This is a genomic window from Corynebacterium efficiens YS-314 (assembly GCF_000011305.1).
In the GTDB taxonomy this organism is placed as follows: Bacteria; Actinomycetota; Actinomycetes; order Mycobacteriales; family Mycobacteriaceae; genus Corynebacterium; species Corynebacterium efficiens.
Map to the genome: position 1 here is coordinate 2,598,561 of NC_004369.1, position 17,606 is coordinate 2,616,166.

The 17,606-nt window shown below is 60.6% G+C and carries 14 protein-coding genes, 4 tRNA genes and 1 rRNA gene; 3 read left to right on the top strand and 16 right to left on the bottom strand.

What is annotated here, in order from left to right:
* Positions 1-18 precede the first annotated feature (18 nt).
* Together CE_RS12085 and murA are read right to left on the bottom strand one after the other, a co-directional pair.
* Positions 19-1,539, bottom strand: a 16S ribosomal RNA gene (locus CE_RS12085).
* 641 nt (positions 1,540-2,180) lie between these two features.
* A complete protein-coding gene (gene murA / locus CE_RS12090) occupies positions 2,181-3,437 on the bottom strand; it encodes a UDP-N-acetylglucosamine 1-carboxyvinyltransferase (RefSeq protein WP_006769201.1) in 1,257 nt (418 codons plus the stop codon).
* Between the two features lie 71 nt (positions 3,438-3,508).
* Between murA and CE_RS12095 the strand changes: the two genes are divergently transcribed.
* Positions 3,509-4,081, top strand: a complete 573-nt coding sequence (locus CE_RS12095) for a cob(I)yrinic acid a,c-diamide adenosyltransferase (protein WP_006769200.1) — start codon at positions 3,509-3,511, stop codon at positions 4,079-4,081.
* Between the two features lie 24 nt (positions 4,082-4,105).
* Here CE_RS12095 and ramA read toward each other — a convergent pair whose 3' ends face one another.
* Positions 4,106-4,951: an acetate metabolism transcriptional regulator RamA gene (ramA, locus tag CE_RS12100; protein ID WP_006769199.1), complete on the bottom strand. Its 846-nt coding sequence runs from the start codon at positions 4,949-4,951 to the stop codon at positions 4,106-4,108.
* 660 nt (positions 4,952-5,611) lie between these two features.
* Here ramA and cysK point away from each other — a divergent pair.
* Both cysK and epsC read left to right on the top strand, forming a co-directional pair.
* Positions 5,612-6,547, top strand: a complete 936-nt coding sequence (gene cysK / locus CE_RS12105) for a cysteine synthase A (RefSeq protein WP_006769198.1) — start codon at positions 5,612-5,614, stop codon at positions 6,545-6,547.
* 149 nt (positions 6,548-6,696) lie between these two features.
* Positions 6,697-7,263 carry a serine O-acetyltransferase EpsC gene (gene epsC, locus CE_RS12110; RefSeq protein ID WP_006769197.1) on the top strand — a complete coding sequence of 189 codons (567 nt, stop codon included), beginning with the start codon at positions 6,697-6,699 and terminating at the stop codon, positions 7,261-7,263.
* 62 nt (positions 7,264-7,325) lie between these two features.
* On the opposite strand, the gene CE_RS12115 is transcribed toward epsC, so the two are convergent.
* The 13 genes from CE_RS12115 to CE_RS12175 all read right to left on the bottom strand — a co-directional run bounded on the left by CE_RS12115 (position 7,326) and on the right by CE_RS12175 (position 17,584).
* Positions 7,326-7,619, bottom strand: a complete 294-nt coding sequence (locus CE_RS12115; protein ID WP_006769196.1) for a GNAT family N-acetyltransferase — start codon at positions 7,617-7,619, stop codon at positions 7,326-7,328.
* 106 nt (positions 7,620-7,725) lie between these two features.
* Positions 7,726-7,798: transfer RNA gene (locus CE_RS12120), tRNA-Phe, on the bottom strand.
* A gap of 32 nt (positions 7,799-7,830) precedes the next feature.
* Positions 7,831-7,904 (bottom strand) — tRNA-Asp (locus tag CE_RS12125).
* A gap of 127 nt (positions 7,905-8,031) precedes the next feature.
* Positions 8,032-8,916: a succinate--CoA ligase subunit alpha gene (sucD, locus tag CE_RS12130; RefSeq protein ID WP_006769195.1), complete on the bottom strand. Its 885-nt coding sequence runs from the start codon at positions 8,914-8,916 to the stop codon at positions 8,032-8,034.
* Between the two features lie 9 nt (positions 8,917-8,925).
* Positions 8,926-10,125 (bottom strand): ADP-forming succinate--CoA ligase subunit beta, encoded by a 1,200-nt coding sequence (gene sucC, locus CE_RS12135; protein WP_006769194.1) that lies wholly within the window; start codon positions 10,123-10,125, stop codon positions 8,926-8,928.
* 263 nt (positions 10,126-10,388) lie between these two features.
* A tRNA-Asp gene (locus tag CE_RS12140) sits at positions 10,389-10,462 on the bottom strand.
* 32 nt (positions 10,463-10,494) lie between these two features.
* A tRNA-Glu gene (locus CE_RS12145) sits at positions 10,495-10,567 on the bottom strand.
* 94 nt (positions 10,568-10,661) lie between these two features.
* Positions 10,662-11,381 carry a DsbA family oxidoreductase gene (locus tag CE_RS12150; protein ID WP_231295120.1) on the bottom strand — a complete coding sequence of 240 codons (720 nt, stop codon included), beginning with the start codon at positions 11,379-11,381 and terminating at the stop codon, positions 10,662-10,664.
* Between the two features lie 63 nt (positions 11,382-11,444).
* On the bottom strand, positions 11,445-12,305 hold the full coding sequence (locus CE_RS12155) for an alpha/beta fold hydrolase (protein ID WP_006769192.1): 861 nt from the start codon (positions 12,303-12,305) through the stop codon (positions 11,445-11,447).
* A gap of 22 nt (positions 12,306-12,327) precedes the next feature.
* The gene (locus CE_RS12160) at positions 12,328-13,275 is read right to left on the bottom strand and encodes a class C sortase (protein ID WP_006769191.1); all 948 of its coding nucleotides are present in this window, start codon (positions 13,273-13,275) and stop codon (positions 12,328-12,330) included.
* A complete protein-coding gene (locus CE_RS12165; protein ID WP_006769190.1) occupies positions 13,272-15,035 on the bottom strand; it encodes a SpaH/EbpB family LPXTG-anchored major pilin in 1,764 nt (587 codons plus the stop codon). The genes CE_RS12160 and CE_RS12165 overlap by 4 nt, the downstream gene beginning before the upstream one ends.
* 2 nt (positions 15,036-15,037) lie before the next feature.
* Positions 15,038-16,006: a class C sortase gene (locus tag CE_RS12170; protein ID WP_049783621.1), complete on the bottom strand. Its 969-nt coding sequence runs from the start codon at positions 16,004-16,006 to the stop codon at positions 15,038-15,040.
* Positions 16,007-16,087: 81 nt separating this feature from the next.
* Entirely contained in the window at positions 16,088-17,584 is a 1,497-nt protein-coding gene (locus tag CE_RS12175; RefSeq protein WP_006769188.1) for a SpaH/EbpB family LPXTG-anchored major pilin, read from the bottom strand.
* Positions 17,585-17,606: the final 22 nt, after the last annotated feature.

Sequence of the window (17,606 nt, forward strand, 5' to 3'; positions counted from 1 at the left end):
TTTATTAAAGCTCCTTAGAAAGGAGGTGATCCAGCCGCACCTTCCGGTACGGCTACCTTGTTACGACTTCGTCCCAATCGCCGATCCCACCTTCGACAGCTCCCCCCCTTACGGGTTGGGCCACTGGCTTCGGGTGTTACCAACTTTCATGACGTGACGGGCGGTGTGTACAAGGCCCGGGAACGTATTCACCGCAGCGTTGCTGATCTGCGATTACTAGCGACTCCGACTTCATGGGGTCGAGTTGCAGACCCCAATCCGAACTGAGGCCGGCTTTGAGAGATTAGCTCCACCTCACGGTGTGGCAACTCGCTGTACCGACCATTGTAGCATGTGTGAAGCCCTGGACATAAGGGGCATGATGATTTGACGTCATCCCCACCTTCCTCCGAGTTAACCCCGGCAGTCTCTCATGAGTGCCCACCATCACGTGATGGCAACATAAGACAAGGGTTGCGCTCGTTGCGGGACTTAACCCAACATCTCACGACACGAGCTGACGACAACCATGCACCACCTGTACACCAGCCACAAGGGAAGCTACATCTCTGCAGCGATCTAGTGTATGTCAAGCCCAGGTAAGGTTCTTCGCGTTGCATCGAATTAATCCACATGCTCCGCCGCTTGTGCGGGCCCCCGTCAATTCCTTTGAGTTTTAGCCTTGCGGCCGTACTCCCCAGGCGGGGCGCTTAATGCGTTAGCTGCGGCACAGAAGACGTGGAAGTCCCCTACACCTAGCGCCCACCGTTTACGGCATGGACTACCAGGGTATCTAATCCTGTTCGCTACCCATGCTTTCGCTCCTCAGCGTCAGTTACTGCCCAGAGACCTGCCTTCGCCATTGGTGTTCCTCCTGATATCTGCGCATTTCACCGCTACACCAGGAATTCCAGTCTCCCCTACAGCACTCAAGTTATGCCCGTATCGCCTGCACGCCCGAAGTTAAGCCCCGGGATTTCACAGACGACGCGACAAACCACCTACGAGCTCTTTACGCCCAGTAATTCCGGACAACGCTCGCACCCTACGTATTACCGCGGCTGCTGGCACGTAGTTAGCCGGTGCTTCTTCTACAGGTACCGTCACAAAAGCTTCGTCCCTGTCGAAAGGAGTTTACAACCCGAAGGCCGTCATCCCCCACGCGGCGTCGCTGCATCAGGCTTGCGCCCATTGTGCAATATTCCCCACTGCTGCCTCCCGTAGGAGTCTGGGCCGTGTCTCAGTCCCAATGTGGCCGATCACCCTCTCAGGCCGGCTACCCGTCGACGCCTTGGTAGGCCATTACCCCACCAACAAGCTGATAGGCCGCAGGCTCATCCCACACCGATAAAATCTTTCCACCCCCTGACCTACCAGGGGGTCGTATCCGGTATTAGACCCAGTTTCCCAGGCTTATCCCGAAGTGCGGGGCAGATCACCCACGTGTTACTCACCCGTTCGCCACTAATCCACCCTGCAAGCAGGGCTTCATCGTTCGACTTGCATGTGTTAAGCACGCCGCCAGCGTTCGTCCTGAGCCAGGATCAAACTCTCCACAAAAGACGACACACAATGTGTGTGTCAGGGCGTGAAAAGCCCGATAACCCAGCCAAACAAACAACCACCACAACCGACAAGGTTCATGGTGGTCTGGCTTGTTCAACCAAAAATAATGGTTAAAAAGTTAAAACAAAACCCGGTTCCCGCCTGTCCCGACGGGGAAAAGCACCATGGGAACCGGTGTGTCGTAAAAAAAATATAACCATGCACACAATCAACCAGACACCCCGATGGGGCCTGGTCCATTATTTACAGTGGTAGGAGGTAATGCTCCCCCACCACCCGGCATGACCACCCCACCACGTATGGCGGGGTACGACAAACATAAAATAAATGGCACACTATTGAGTTCTCAAACAACATTCGCACACCCCGAACCCGCAACCGTTGTATGGTGGTTGGTGCTCGTTGGCAGCTTGATCAACGTTACTCACCGTGATCATCGAAGTCAAAACGCTGTTTCTCAGTCGATGTGGTGGTGTTCGTTGGGGTCAGCACCTGTTGTCCTACCGCCGCACACTCCAGTGCTTCACTGGGCGGGGCGTTGTCGGTCGCGCTGACTGGTATTAATCTACACAGCCCACCGGTAACCCACAAACCCCCAGCTCACACCACCAAACAGACCAACCACCCCGCAGGTTCTAGGCCACTACCCGCTGGATATCAGCCCCCAGCGCCTGCAGGTTCTCCACGAAGTTCGGGTAACCGCGGTCAATGTGGAAGACATCGCGGACCTCGGTGGTGCCTTCAGCGCAGAGCGCTGCGATAACCAGCCCTGCGCCGGCACGGATATCCGAGGACCAGACGGTGGTTGAGGACAGTTCCTCTATTCCCCGGATGACCACATGGTGGCCGTCAACGGAGGTGTCTGCGCCGAGACGCTGCATCTCGTCGACAAAGCGGAAGCGCGATTCGAAGACATTCTCGGTCACTACGGCAACCCCATCGGCGATGGCGTTGAGACCGATGGCCATCGGCTGGAGATCCGTGGGGAAACCGGGGAACGGAAGGGTCTGGTAATCGGTGGATTTGGGACGTTTGTTCATCACCACACGAAAACCGTTTTCGAAGGTATCCACCTGCGCACCGGCAAGCTTGAGCTTCTCGAGGGGCAAATGGAGGTAGCGGGGTGCGATCCCACCGACGGTGACATCTCCCCGGGTCATGGCGGCAGCGAACGCCCATGTTCCTGCCACGATGCGGTCACCGATAACCTCATGCGAGGTGGGGTGGAGCTTCTCCACCCCATTGATCGTGATCTTGGGGGAACCCTCACCTTCGATATCCGCACCCATGGAACGCAGCATGCGGCAGAGATCGACGATCTCCGGTTCGCGGGCTGCGTTATCCAGGGTAGTCTGCCCCTCCGCCATGACCGAGGCCATGAGGATGTTCTCGGTGGCACCCACCGAGGGGAAGTCCAGGGAGATTTCAGCACCGACGAGCTTGTCGGCCTCAGCGACTACGGCACCATGCTGGGTTCGTGTGGTGGCGCCGAGCTGCTCGAGGCCACTCTGGTGCATATCCAGGGGGCGCGATCCGATGGCATCACCGCCGGGAAGGGACACGACCGCCCTGCCACAGCGGGCGGTCAGTGGCCCCAGGACACACACCGAGGCGCGAAACTGCGTGACGGCCGGGAAATCGGCATCGGATTTCAATTCGGCCGGGGTGTGGATGGTGACAGTGTGCCCGTCAATCTCCACCTCACAACCGAGACCTACCAGGACATCCCGCATGAGAGGGACATCAAGGATTTCAGGACAGTTGGTCAGGGTTGTGGTGCCCTCCGCCAGCAAGGCGGCCGCCATGAGCTTGAGCACGCTGTTCTTCGCGCCGTCGACACGCACGGATCCCTGGAGCCTTGCTCCACCTTTGACTAGAAACTTGTCTTTCACCCCACCCACCCTATCCGCCCCCGTCGCCGGAATGGTGCACGGCGGGGCCGATGACAGCTACCGTTTGAACCATGGCTATTCACCTAACCAAGATCTATACCCGCACCGGCGATGACGGCACGACCGGATTGTCTAATTTCAGCCGTGTCCCCAAGGACGACCCGCGTCTCATCGCCTATGCCGATACCGATGAGGCGAACTGCGCCATCGGCGAGGTGCTCGCCCTGGGCAACCCCGACGAGGCGATGGTGACCTTGCTGCGTCGGGTGCAGAATGAGCTTTTCGACGTCGGCGCCGACCTCGCCAACCCCATCGAGGAAAACCCGAAGTACCCGCCGCTGCGGGTTCTGCCCGAGTACGTCGACAGGCTCGAGGCGGATTGCGACAAGTGGAACGAGGGTCTCCCCAACCTTGATTCCTTCATCCTGCCCGGAGGCACCCCAGCCGCGGCTCTGTTGCACACCGCGCGAGTGGTCACCCGCAGGGCGGAGCGCTCGGCATGGGTGGCGATACGAGAACACCCGGACACCACATCCGTCCTGCCGGCGAAATACCTGAACAGGTTGAGTGATCTACTGTTCATTCTCTCGCGGGTGGCCAACAAGGGCGATGACGTGAAGTGGGTTCCGGGTGGAAAACGCTAACTGTTTCTCAGCAGGCGGAACAGATCAGGGCAGCGCCCCGATGCGGCGTGCTGCGTTGACTGCTTCATAACGGGTGTGGGCGCCAAGCTTGCGCATGACCGAACGCAGGTAGCTCTTCACGGTCTCCGCGCCGATACCCATCTCCTCTGCGGCCTCAACATTGGTGTGGCCCAGCGCCACACAGGCAAGCACATCGAGCTCACGCGCTGACAGTTTGGTCGTCTGCTTGACGCGGACCGGGGTGACCATCTGATCGCAGAGTTCCTCGAGCTCACGGCGCAGTTCCTCATCCGCCACCCGGTTAGCCAGCATGCGTAACTTGGAATGGGTGGATCGGACCTGCTCCCATTCCGCACCATTCATGACGCGGTTCGGCTTGAGCGCCCCACGACCATCCGGTGCCCCGCTGCGACGCAGAGCGGAGTTGATCGCCAGGTCCTGCTCCAGGGTACGGGCGGTCATGGTGACTTCCTCGATGACGGTGTCTCCGAGACGAACTGCCGAATGAACACCGACGTAGAGAACGCCACGGATCTCCCGGTGAACAATCACGGGAACCGCAACGATAGAGTGCAGCCCCTCATCCTGAATCGCAGAATCCTTCTCATGCGAGATCACATTGGCGCGGGTGTAGTCACTCACACCGACCGGACGACGGGTTGCCACGACCCTGCCACCGACACCCACACCGGGTTCGATGATCAGATTCTGCAGTGCCGGTGTACGGAGACCAACCCACTGGGTGATCTGAAGGCGGTTGTCCGGAAGGACGGTCGCGTACATCGTCACGGGAATGCCGGTGGCGGTCTTCAGCGATGCCAGCGCCGAGCGAATGGCATCCTCATCATCTTTGATCCGCTGGGTATCCACCTTGTAGTCTTCCTCCTGCTTTACACCCGTGCTGGTACACCCGAAGGGGCTCAGACGAGTAAGAAATATCCGTCAGATGTACAGTATAACTCCCCTTTGGGGGTAGTCATAGTTCCCTCCACCGCCGGACTATGTTGACTATTTGCAGGAATTCTTTTGACTTTGGGGGTATGAGAAAAAGTTCCCCACCCCCTCAACCCTACCCCCTCACCGCAACTTCCACCCCCGCTGCCCGCTTACATGCAGTTCACACTGCATTTTCCACCTTTTCCCACCTTTCGAAGGGCGATTACTGCCCACCCACACCCAATCACCCCCGAGTTAGGCTGAAAAGTCCAAAAGATCCCACCATTCAAGTGGTGCAGAACACGTTTTTGCGGGGGCCTATCTGATGATTTTGTCAGGAAATGCCCATCACACCCCGGCCCCACCACCCGCCCGGACGGCACTCAAATTAAATTCACCTTCCCGAAAACTCCTTAACCTGCCCAAACCTAACAGTCTAGAAAAAGTAGACCGATCCGTCTGTTTAGTCGATGCTCTTTGGTGTAGACTCGCTACCTATAGGGCGCGGGACACCCGATCATCCGCACACGGGTATCCCGATCGTCCGGTGAACTTTCCATTGAAAGAACTGTTTAGTTAAGGAGCACCCCCTTCATGGGCAACGTGTACAACAACATCACTGAGACCATCGGCCGCACCCCCCTGGTCAAACTCAACCGCCTCACCGAGGGCCTGGACGCCACCGTCCTGGTGAAGCTCGAGTCCTTCAACCCCGCGAACTCCGTCAAGGACCGCATCGGTCTAGCCATCATCGACGCCGCTGAGGCCTCCGGTGAACTGAAGCCGGGTGGCACCATCGTCGAGGCAACCTCCGGCAACACCGGTATCGCCCTGGCCATGGTCGGCGCAGCCCGCGGTTACAAGGTTGTCCTGACCATGCCGGAGACCATGTCCACCGAGCGTCGCGTCCTGCTGCGCGCCTACGGCGCGGAAATCGTCCTCACCCCGGGTGCAGCCGGTATGCAGGGCGCCAAGGACAAGGCCGATGAGATCGTCGCCGAGCGCGAGAACGCCATCCTGGCCCGCCAGTTCGAGAACCCCGCCAACCCGGAGATCCACCGCGAGACCACCGCCAAGGAGCTCATGGAGGACACCGACGGTAACTTCGACATCTTCGTCGCAGGTTTCGGCACCGGCGGCACCATCACCGGTGTCGGTGGCGTGCTCAAGGAGCACAACCCGGAGGCCCAGGTCTACGCAGTTGAGCCTGAGGCATCCCCGCTGCTGACCTCTGGCAAGGCCGGCCCGCACAAGATCCAGGGCATCGGCGCCAACTTCATCCCGGAAAACCTCGACCGTAAGATCCTCGATGATGTCATCACCATCTCCAACGAGGATGCCGTCACCTGGTCCCGCAAGCTGGCCACCGAGGAGGGCATCCTGGGTGGTATCTCCACCGGTGCCAACATCAAGGCCGCTCTGGACCTGGCTGCCAAGCCGGAGAACGCCGGCAAGACCATCGTCACCACCGTCTGTGACTTCGGTGAGCGCTACGTCTCCACCGTCCTCTACGAGGACATCCGCGACTAATCAGCCGCCGATCACCATCCGCCCCTTCCCCGTGCCAGTTCGGGGAAGGGGCGGTTGTCATTCGACTGTGTCCAATCCGGATCAGCCCCCTGAATTAATCCAGGTGGGATTCTCTGAAGGCCCAACTGCTCGCTGTTAGACTTGCCTGCATGCTTTTAGTTGTGAAGATGATCCGCGAAGACCTCGCCAACGCCCGCGACCATGACCCTGCGGCGCGAGGGGACCTTGAAAACGCCATCGTCTACTCCGGTCTTCACGCAATCTGGGCCCACCGCATCGCACATGCCTGGTGGAAGGCGGGTTTCCGTGGCCCCGCACGTATCCTGTCGCAGCTGAACCGTTTCTTCACCGGCATCGAGATCCACCCGGGCGCCACCATCGGTCGACGTTTCTTCATCGACCACGGCATGGGGGTGGTCATCGGCGAGACCGCCGAGATCGGTGATGGCGTGATGCTCTACCACGGTGTCACCCTCGGCGGCCAGGTCCTCACCCAGACCAAGCGCCACCCCACCATCGAGGACAATGTCACCATCGGTGCGGGTGCGAAGGTGCTCGGCCCCATCACGGTCGGTGCGGGTTCCGCCATCGGTTCCAACGCCGTTGTGACCAAGGATGTCCCCGCCAACCACATCGCGGTGGGTATCCCTGCCAAGGCCCGCCCGCGTGGCAAGGATGAGACCATCAAGTTGGTCGACCCGGACTACTACATCTAGCAGAATCCACTCATGGCCCGGTTCCCGACAGGGGAACCGGGCCACATTCATCTGGGGGTTGCCTACTTCTTCAGCTCCTCATACTCCGGGTTCTTCTTGATGAACCCGGCGACCGCCCAGCAGGAGTCGTGGATGCGGATGCCATTGTCCCGGGCATCATCGAGGGCATATCTGATCAGGGGCGTGGACAGGCCCCGCCCGCGGAATTCGGGTTTGATGACGGTGTGGTTGAAGTTGCGGTAGTCGGTGCCGTCGACGTAGCTGGCGAACCCCGCCGCCTCGCCGTCAACGGTGATGACGAAACGTTTCTGGGTCTCGTGGTGGGTGATGTCGATCTTGCCGGTGTCATCGCTCATGGGCGTGCTCCTTGAGGTTTTCTGCTCGCGGTGTGACCTGTCTAATGGCCTTTATACAGAAAACAACAAACCGCCCTCATCAATTCCTTGATAAGGGCGGACATTGTGGCCAGAGCCGGGATCGAACCGGCGACCTTTCACTTTTCAGGCGAACGCTCTACCGACTGAGCTATCTGGCCAGAGAATGAACTACAGTATAGAACATCTCAAGCGACCCTGACGGGACTTGAACCCGCGACCTCCGCCGTGACAGGGCGGCGCGCTAACCAACTGCGCCACAGGGCCTTACAACATGCACTATCTGAAGCAGTCGCTCCGTCCTGCGCACAAGTGAATACCTTACACAGATGTCACATTAACCCACAAATCCGCAGCTCAACAATGCTTTTCGACGCACGACAGCGCCCGCCCCCTAACGGTCGGCGATGATCTCCTTCATGATCTCGGCAGCCTCGGACGGTGTGGTACCCACCCGCACCCCGACCGCCTCGAGCGCCTCCTTCTTCGCCTGGGCCGTGCCGACGGACCCGGTCACGATCGCCCCGGCGTGCCCCATGGTCTTACCCTCCGGGGCGGTGAAACCCGCGACATAACCGACCACTGGTTTACTCACATGATCGCGGATGAATTCGGCCGCACGTTCCTCCGCGTCGCCGCCGATCTCCCCGATCATCACGATGGCCTCGGTGTCGGGGTCATCCTCGAAAGCACGCAGGGCGTCGATATGCGTGGTGCCGATGATGGGATCGCCGCCGATGCCGATGGCGGTGGAGATCCCGACATCCGCAAGTTCGTTCATCATCTGGTACGTCAGGGTGCCCGACTTGGAGATCAGGCCGATAGGCCCTGAACCGGTGATCGTCGCGGGAATGATCCCGGCCAGTGACACCCCCGGGGTGATGATGCCGGGGCAGTTGGGGCCGATGATGCGGGTTGATCCCACCTGTTGTGCATGGGCCCACGCCTCGGCGACGTCCCGGACGGGAATACCCTCGGTGATGACCACGAGAAGGGGGATCCGGGCGTCGATAGCCTCCCTCATCGCCTCTCCGGCGAACGCGGGAGGCACAAAGACCACCGAGACGTTCGCCTCCGTTGCCTCCATCGCCTCGGCGACGGTGCCGAACACGGGGAGTTCCGTATCACCCAGTGTCACCGTCTCCCCAGCCTTGCGGGGGTTAGTTCCCCCGACCACGGTGGCACCCGAGGCAAGCATGCGGGAGGTGTGCAGGGATCCTTCCGAGCCGGTGATGCCCTGGATGATGATGCGTGAGGTGTCATCGAGAAAGATGGCCATGGGGTGCTCCTAGCTGGTGACGGTGGCAAATTCGGTGGTGGGCTGTTCCGCGGCGAGCTGGGCTGCCCGGTCGGCGGCTTCATCCATTCCCGCGACGAGAGTGACCAGTGGGTGGTTGAACTCCTCCAGGATCTCCCGCCCCTTGTCCACATTGTGGCCATCCAGACGGACGACAATCGGCTTCGCCGCCCCGTCCCCAAGCTCCTCCAGAGCACCGACGATGCCCCTGGCCACCTCGTCGCAGGCAGTGATGCCACCGAAGACGTTGACCAGCACGCTGCGGACCTGCGGATCGCACATAATCACCTCCAGTCCCGCCACCATACTGTCAGAGGAGGCTCCCCCTCCGATATCGAGGAAATTCGCAGGTGCCTGTCCACCGTGTCTCTGGCCGGCCTCGGCCACGATGTCGAGCGTGGACATCACCAGACCGGCACCATTGCCGATGATCCCGACGGTGCCATCCAACCTCACATAATTAAGCCCGTTCTTCTTGGCCCTGAGCTCCAGCGGGTCCGTGGTTCCAGCTGATCCCACCAGTTCCTCCCGGTTGTCATGGCGGAAATCGGCATTGTCGTCCAGGGTGATCTTCCCGTCCAGCGCCAGGACCTCCCCCTCCGCGGTGAGCACCAGGGGGTTCACCTCGACGAGCGTGGCATCCTCATCGTGGTAGACCCGGTAGAGCTGCTGCAGGACCGGGACGATCTTCTGCGCGATGGTGTCGTCGAAACCTGCGGCCCGGGCGATCTCCCGGGCCTTGGTATCGTCGATGCCGGTCAGTGGGTTCACCTCCACACGGGCCAGGGCCTCGGGGCGTTCCCTGGCCAGCACTTCAATCTCCATGCCGCCCTCCATGGAGCACATGGCCAGGTAGGAACGGTTGGCGCGATCCAGGAGGATGGAGAAGTAGTACTCCTCGGCGATATCCACCGCCTCCACCACCATGACCTGTTCGACGGTGTGCCCCTTGATGTCCATGCTCAGGATCGCCCCGGCAGCCTCCTGGGCCTTCTGCGGATCCCCGGCCAGTCGCACACCGCCGGCTTTACCGCGGCCCCCGACCTTCACCTGGGCCTTGACCACCGTGGGACCACCGAGTTCCTCAGCGGCCCGACGGGCATCCTCCGGGGTGTCGGCCACAATACCACGCACCACGGGCACGCCATGGGCTTCAAAGAGATCACGGGCCTGGTATTCAAAGAGATCCATGATGTCTTCCGTCCTCGACAGGGTGTGCGGTGGATGCGGCCACCCGGGGCCTGCCGATGCCGGGCACCACACTTGCAACTACCCTGTGAAGTCTATCACTTACATGTTCGCAGATCAGTGATGAACGTTTTCGTTGGTTTGTGCCCTGCAGGCCCCGAAATCGCAGGCGTGCCGATGCAAACCAACGGAAACGTTCAACTGGAGGAACGAAAAAACTGGAGGCACCCACTTTGCAAGAAAGTGAGTGCCTCCAGTGTGCATTGCGACCCTGACGGGACTTGAACCCGCGACCTCCGCCGTGACAGGGCGGCGCGCTAACCAACTGCGCCACAGGGCCATCTGCAATTATCTACCTGCGAGGGCAGATAGTACTCCCAACGGGATTCGAACCCGTGTCGCCGCCGTGAAAGGGCGGTGTCCTAGGCCCCTAGACGATGGGAGCTCGTCGCGTAGGCGACTGGATAAGAATATACGTGACATTTTTCCTTATGCAAAATCGCCCCCTGAACTGGGGTTTTCACCCCAACCCAGATGCGCTAACTGCAGGTACCGTCCACCGAGCAGGTCTGTCCCTCGATCACCTCGAAGGGGCTGGCCGGGTTGGCCTCCGCCCATTCTCCGAAGGACTTCTCGATGGTGCCCTCGAAGACCGCCGCATCCTGGGCCCCGCTGATGGCGTATTTGCGGTCGAAGACGAAGAAGGGCACACCGGTGACGCCGAGCTGACGGGCCTCGTGGACATCACGCTGGACCTCATTGGTGTACGCATCGGACTCCAACACCGATCGGGCCTCGTCACCGTCGATGCCCACGCCCTCGGCGATGGCCACGAGGGTATCGATGTCATCCACATTCTTCTGCTCCGCGAAGTAGGCACGGAACAGGGCGTGGGTGACATCCTTCTGCTTGCCGTGCTTCTTGGCCAGGTGCGTGAGCCGGTGGGCGTTGATGGTGTTGGCCGGGATGGAGGTCTCGGAGTCCATCTCCAGACCGACGGCGGCGGCGAGCTGGGCGACCTGGGCATTCATCTGGCGTGCCTGTTCGACGGTCATGCCCTTGGTCTCCGCGAGCATCTCGTTGGTGCTGCGGATGGGGTGGGTCTCCAGGCCGGGCATGAGTTCGAAGCTCTTGAATTCGACGTCGATACGCTCGGCGTCAGCGAACCCGGCGAGCGCGTCGTCGAGTTTCTTCTCACCGATGTAGCAGAACGGGCACATGATGTCGCTCCACACTTCAATCTTCATCTTCGCAGCCACGGTGGGTTCCTCACTTCGCTTAGGCAAACAGTTCCACCCATCCCAACGGACCCCACGCCCCTTCTATTCCAGGTGCTCGAACACCCCGAAGAGATCGGACAGTCCGGGTTCCTCGATCGGGAAGTGTCCGCATTCGCGGAGCATGACCACCTCGGTGGGTCCCTTCGCGCGCTTGAGGGTGCGCAGGCTGAGCTGCACCGGTGTCCACTCATCATGTCCCGGGTGCACCAAGGTGACCGGCACGGTGGGCATGTCGTGTCTGAAATGCAGGTAGGAGCTGAGAAACCGCAGGGGCACCTTCACTCCCCCGCCGAGTTCATCACTGGCACACAGTTTGGACAGCCCCGGACTGCGGCTCATCTTCGAGATCCGCGCAAAGGACCGGATCCGCACCATCCTGCGCCCCGGCGCGAGTTTGAGCAGCGGTTTGGTCAGGATGGCCAGCGACCCGAAGCGGGTCATCTTGCGCCGGGCGAGGGGGTCGGCGGGGTTCATCAGGCAGGTCGCCACCACGTGGTCGACGTGTGTGCTTTTCGACGCCACATGCGCCGCCAGCAATCCCCCGACGCTGGCGCCGAAGAGGATGAGGGGTCGGCCGTCGTGTTCTTCCTCGATGAGATCGACGAGCAGGGCTATCCAGTCGTCGTAACGCACCTCCGTCGGGTCGCAGACGGTGAGGCCGAACAGGGGCAGGTCAACCGCGAGCACCTCGAAACCGCGGTCCACCAGGGCCGCGGCGTGGGGCCAGAGGGCACCGCTGTGCGCGCCCATGCCGTGAACAACCAGCACGCGGGCGCGGGCCTTCGGGCGACGTGCGCGGGCAATGTGGATTTTGTTGTCACGCCACTGCCACCACGTGTGCTCCGGTTCCACCCGGGAACGGTACGGCAGTGGCAGGAAGGCTGTGTAGGGATTGCTGGTCATCCCCACCCAACTTAGCAATATTTCAGGCGGTGGCCTTCTTCTTTTTCTTCTTCGCCGGCATGAACAGCATCAGCGCGACCAGCACCGACCCACCGATGAAGATCACCAGCCACCAGGGAAAACCCGCGGAGATACCGTCGCCGGCCACCAGCCGTTCCCCCTCGCCCTCAGGGGCCGGGATACGTTGGGCGTGCGCCAGCAGGCGGTGACTGTTCACGCCGACCGGGGTGCAGGTGAACAGCGTGACCCAGTCCTCACCCTCGATGATCTGGAAGGAATCGGTCTCGTTGGGCAGCACGGTTTCCAGCTCACGCACCTGGTAGTAGTGCTCCTCGCCGAGGACGGAGATCCAGAAGATGTCGCCCACCTCGGCGTCGTGAAGCTGGGTGAACAGCTTCGCGTGCGGCAGTCCGCTGTGCGCGGTGAGCACAGAGCGTGTCGACGGACCACCCACCGGCAGCGAGGTGCCGTACAGGTGTCCAACCCCCTTGGCGATGACCTCCTCGGAGGTCCCGTGGTACACAGGCAGGGAAATACCCACCTCCGGGTAGTTGACGGTACCGATCGCCTCCGTGCCGCTGACGCGCAGCATCTCCTGATACGCCCGGTAGACATCACTGTCCAGGGCGGCGTCCTCGGCCTCCGTGAGATACGGGTCGGTCAGGGGGCCGGGGTCAAGCTGCTCATTGTAGGCATACGCCGCGTTCAGGATCTCCCGGCGTTGCTCCGGCGGTGTGTTCTCGATCTGGCGCACATACCCGGAGATCTCCGCATTGTGCCCCAGCGAATTCACCCAGTCCGCACCATCCGGGTAGATGAGCAGACCGATGCCGAACATGGCGAAGATCTGCAGGAAGATATTGGTGGCCAGGCGCTGCTTCTGCTTCCTGGTGCGCTTGGGCTTGTTCGCCCGGTCCAGCCGGTGCTTGGGCCTGGGCTTATCGGTGGGCTTGTCGACGATGACACTCACGGCTCCACCATCTCCTCATTCCGGCGTTTCCGACCGAGCACCAGGAACGCACCGGCGATCATTAGCACGAGACCGAACATCACGAGACCGATCACCTGGGCACCCGTGGAGGCAAGGCCACTCCTATCGGTTAAGGCATCCTGCTGGATGCCTGCTGGTGTTTCGGGCTGGTTACCTGGTTGCTCACCCGGGTTCATCGGGGAGGAAACTCCGCTACTGCTGCCGTCGCTGCTGCCCCCGAACCAGTCGAAAATCCATGGAATCGGAATCCAACCGAATACTAGTCCGGTGCGCCCTAGCTCTCCTGTATCAGGATCATCCGGTTTCTGTTCCGCCAAGTAGACCAGAGTCTGGTATTCAAGCTCTGAGTTCACGGTGCCACCGAGCGGCTGTTGATCAACCCAGGACCATCCATCCGGCAGGCTGACCGGCACCACCCAGTAGTCACGGAAAAGAGGATCAGATGACTCACGGTCGAGACCGTTGACAAACTCCGAGAACCTCAACCCGTTGATCACCAGGCGCCCCTGGTCATCGGTGGCCCACCGGCTGACGCCGTTGATGGTGATCGGATTACGGCGTGCGAAGGCGTCCTGCGGTGTTGCGTACAACTCAAAGATTGCACCTGCAACCGGGCGGGATGGGTCATCTCTCTGCATCACGGTGACCGATAACGGACCCCACTTGGTGCTGGCCCCATCCCGGACCCCGCTGCCGGTATCAAGGGCATATCTGCTGGGGTAGAGCACAGCCTCGTTGAGCAGGGCTCCCTCACCCCAGACCGTGGTGTCGTACTCGATGCGGACCCGGGCCCCGGGGGAGCCCGCGATGGCCTGTTCCAATTTACGCAGTCCCGGTTCGAGGAACAGGACCTGGAGAGTCCGGGTGGAGGCTGAATAACTGGTTCTGTAATCAACATTGGCCGTCAGCGATGGGGTATCGGCCACCTGCCTGACGAAGGAGGCGAATCTCATCTGCGCCTGCACCTGGACCTCACCGCCGGCTTCAATCGTCACCCTGACGCTACTGGTCTCATTCCCGGTACCACCGGTCAGTGAGAGCTGGGGATGAATGATCTGGTCAACGCGGTAACCGGTGATCGAGGACCTGAGCGGAATACCGGAACGGGAGATCCAGCGTACGGTGTCACCGATCTTCACCGCATCCTGATCCACGACTTCAAGATCCACCCCCACCCTGGCGGTCTTGGGATAGACATACACCGTGGTCAACCACTCGTCGCCACGCTGGGGGTGCGTCAACGGCAGAGCGACAACGAAGGGAGAAGCACCCGCATAACCAGCAGGTATGACGGTCTCCTGCACGTAGTACAGGCCCACCCCGAGACCGGAGAGGGTGGCGCGACCATTGTCATCGGTGACAGCAGTGGCGGCCTCCGGCGCGCCAGCTGTGCGCTCAGCAACCTGGCGCAGGGTAAGTTCTGCGGCTGCCTGCTGACCACTGTTGGTGGTCAGGTCAATTCCCGGCACCCGCTTCGCGGTGTAGGTGGCGCCGGGTACAGGTGTGAGACCACTGGTATCCCTGGGCAGACCATTGGCCACAGTGCCAGCCACGACTGGCTGTTCAAACTTGTGGATCTCAATGCTGGTGACCGCATCCGGATCAATCGAACGGGTATCCCCCGGCGCGGCCGGGACCGGCACAGCCGACATCACCAGGGCGAGAAACAACGCACAGCACAGGGCGATGAATCCGGTCAGTCTCACCCGGGGCCGGAACATCATAGTCACTATCTGCATCGTTACTGTGCTTCCTCGCTACGGGCGCGGGACTCACCGAGACGGTGCTTTCCAGCGTGGTGCTTCTTTCGTGGTGGGCTGAAGATCAGGACGGCGGCCAGCGCTGATCCGCCCAGGAAGATCAGGGCCCACCAGGGGAAGACCGCCGTCAGGCCAACTCCTGCAACGGTACGTATACCCTCCTCTGCAGGAGCTGGGATGCGCTGTGCCTGCACCAGGAAACGGTGGCTGTTGATGCCGGTCGGGGTGCAGGTCAGCAATGTAACCCAGTCCTCCCCCTCGATGACCTCCAGGGCACCTGCTTCATGGGGCAGGACTGTTTCGAGATTCCTGACCTCGTAGTACAGCTTCTCCCCCAGCACCGTGACAGTGAAGATATCACCGGTTCGTGCTTCAGGGAGTCGAGTAAAGAGTTCGGCGTTGGCCAGCCCGGAATGGCTGGTCATCACCGCGTGGGTGGAATGCCCACCAACGGGGAGGGAACTGCCGAACAGGTGCCCCACCCCCTTGGAAAGCACTTCATCCGTGGTGCCGTGGTAGAGGGGCAGGGAGATCCCCAGGCCGGGATAACTCACCTCACCGATGGCGTCACCGTCCCCAACTCTTAATTGGTCGAGGTAGGAACCATAACGCTCATCGACGGTGAGATCATCGAATCGTGGGGTGTAGGGATCGCGGAGCACCCCGCGCGGAATGTCGGTGTTGTACGCCCTCGCCTGCTCGATCGCAGCCACCCGCTCGGGGTCAGCCAGGGTGTCAACCTGCCGGACGTAGCCAGACACCTGTGCTTGGTGCCCCAGGGTGGACACCCAGTTCGCCGCCTGTGGATAGACCATGACAGCCAGGCCGAGCATGGCAAGCAGCTGCAGTCCAATGGAGATCCACCGCCGCCTGCCCGTTGTTCCGGGCTTTGACTTTCCCTCAACACGGACAGAGGTGCCCGCACGTCCGCTCAACTGTGAGTGGGACATGTGAACACCTCTTTTCCTTGTGTTGTCCACGGTGCACCCGGTTCCGGGTGCCGATGAACCTATCTATTCCGGTTGTGCGCTTTACGCCTCAGCGTTGCGACGGGAGCGTGCGACGAACAGCACGATCGCCAGGATGCCGAGACCCAGGATGGTCAGCATCGCGGTGCCGGTGCCACCTGTGAGCGGCAGAACGAACGCGTTGGTGTTGGCGGTGTTAGTGACTTCCAGCGTGTCTTCGACCTCCGTCACGGTGAAGGGGACCGGCTCAGCGAGCAGCTGCTGTCCCGCCGGGGCGGTCATCTCCACGAGCCAGTAGGTCTGGTAGAGGGAACCATCTGCCCCCTTAACCTGGTCTGCTCCGTCGGCAAAATCACTGAATCGGAAGCCATCGAGGATAACTTTTCCGCCTTCTCCGGTTTTCCAGATACCGGTCTTGTTCGTCGCGGTTATCAGGTGATTATCTCCCTTGGCCTTTGCGTGGGCCTCAGTTGCGTACACCCGGAACACAGCGTCCTTTGCGAGCTGGCCGTTCTGATTCTTCTTCGTCAGGGTGACCTTGCCGTACTTCACTGTCTGCTTGATGTCGGTTACCGTCGTGGCGCGTGTATCATCCGTGGCGGTAATCGTTGCAGTAGTATTGATTTCACCCGCCTTGAGCACGGTGGTTTTCAACTCAACGGTGACGTCATCCTTGCCTACCAGCTTGGCCAGGCCACCTTCGTTAAAGGTGATTGTGACGGTGGTCAACCCATCTACTACCGGATTGACATCGACGGTGTAATCGGCTGTGACAAATTCAATCCCAGGCACAGTGACCGTCACTCCATTAGCTCCCCCGACCAATTCCAGGTCGGCAGTGTTGAATGTATCAACGATCTTGAATTCCGCGGGTGCGACGGGATCACCGCTGGTATGGGAACGGATCAGGGGAATACCGGCCTCGATTGTCCAGGTGACGGGGTCACCTGTCTTGAGGCTGGCTGCATTGTCAACGCTCTTGCTGGCGCTGAAGGTCGAACCCTTGGGGTAGACATAGATATCGGTCAGCCAACCTGTTCCTTCAGGATTGGTCATGGGCACTGCCAGGAGGAAATCCTGAGCCGGGATGACGCCTGCTGGGGTGGAGGTCTCGCGGATCAGGTAGAGACCGGCAGCAGCGGCTGACCAGTTAGTTACGCCATTTTCGTTGGTCGGGTTCAGCGCTACTTCTGTAGGGGTGGCAAGCTCAGCAACCCGACTTTTCGCCATATCAAGGTCAATGTCAGCTGTTGCCTGCTGCCACGCTGAGGTACGAGCAGGGTGCTCATCCCCGTTCTCTCCTGCTTTGTACACAGGAACACGATAGGCAGTGAATTCAACATCCTCGATTCCCTTGCTTCCTTCGGGGAGGGTCTGAGACTGGCCACTAGCAACAGAACCCGCAACAGTAGGCTGTTCCAGCTTGGTGATGACGACATTCGCCGTCTCCGGTACGTCGTTTGTCTGCGCATACGACGGGGATGCGCTGAATGCGAGCGCGGCTACGGCCAGTAGGGCGCCAGCCTTGGCGAGGAGGCCTCGCCGTTTGAGAGTTTTCATTGTGGGTTTCCCTTTCTGGAAA

What these genes read in the sequence shown, in the direction of transcription:
- CE_RS12095 (WP_006769200.1), top strand. Translation starts at nt 3,509, where the DNA reads ATGGCTATTCACCTAACCAAGATCTATACCCGCACCGGCGATGACGGC.
- cysK (WP_006769198.1), top strand. Translation starts at nt 5,612, where the DNA reads ATGGGCAACGTGTACAACAACATCACTGAGACCATCGGCCGCACCCCC.
- epsC (WP_006769197.1), top strand. Translation starts at nt 6,697, where the DNA reads ATGCTTTTAGTTGTGAAGATGATCCGCGAAGACCTCGCCAACGCCCGC.
- CE_RS12115 (WP_006769196.1), bottom strand. Translation starts at nt 7,619, where the DNA reads ATGAGCGATGACACCGGCAAGATCGACATCACCCACCACGAGACCCAG.
- sucD (WP_006769195.1), bottom strand. Translation starts at nt 8,916, where the DNA reads ATGGCCATCTTTCTCGATGACACCTCACGCATCATCATCCAGGGCATC.
- sucC (WP_006769194.1), bottom strand. Translation starts at nt 10,125, where the DNA reads ATGGATCTCTTTGAATACCAGGCCCGTGATCTCTTTGAAGCCCATGGC.
- CE_RS12155 (WP_006769192.1), bottom strand. Translation starts at nt 12,305, where the DNA reads ATGACCAGCAATCCCTACACAGCCTTCCTGCCACTGCCGTACCGTTCC.
- CE_RS12165 (WP_006769190.1), bottom strand. Translation starts at nt 15,035, where the DNA reads ATGCAGATAGTGACTATGATGTTCCGGCCCCGGGTGAGACTGACCGGA.
- CE_RS12170 (WP_049783621.1), bottom strand. Translation starts at nt 16,006, where the DNA reads ATGTCCCACTCACAGTTGAGCGGACGTGCGGGCACCTCTGTCCGTGTT.
- CE_RS12175 (WP_006769188.1), bottom strand. Translation starts at nt 17,584, where the DNA reads ATGAAAACTCTCAAACGGCGAGGCCTCCTCGCCAAGGCTGGCGCCCTA.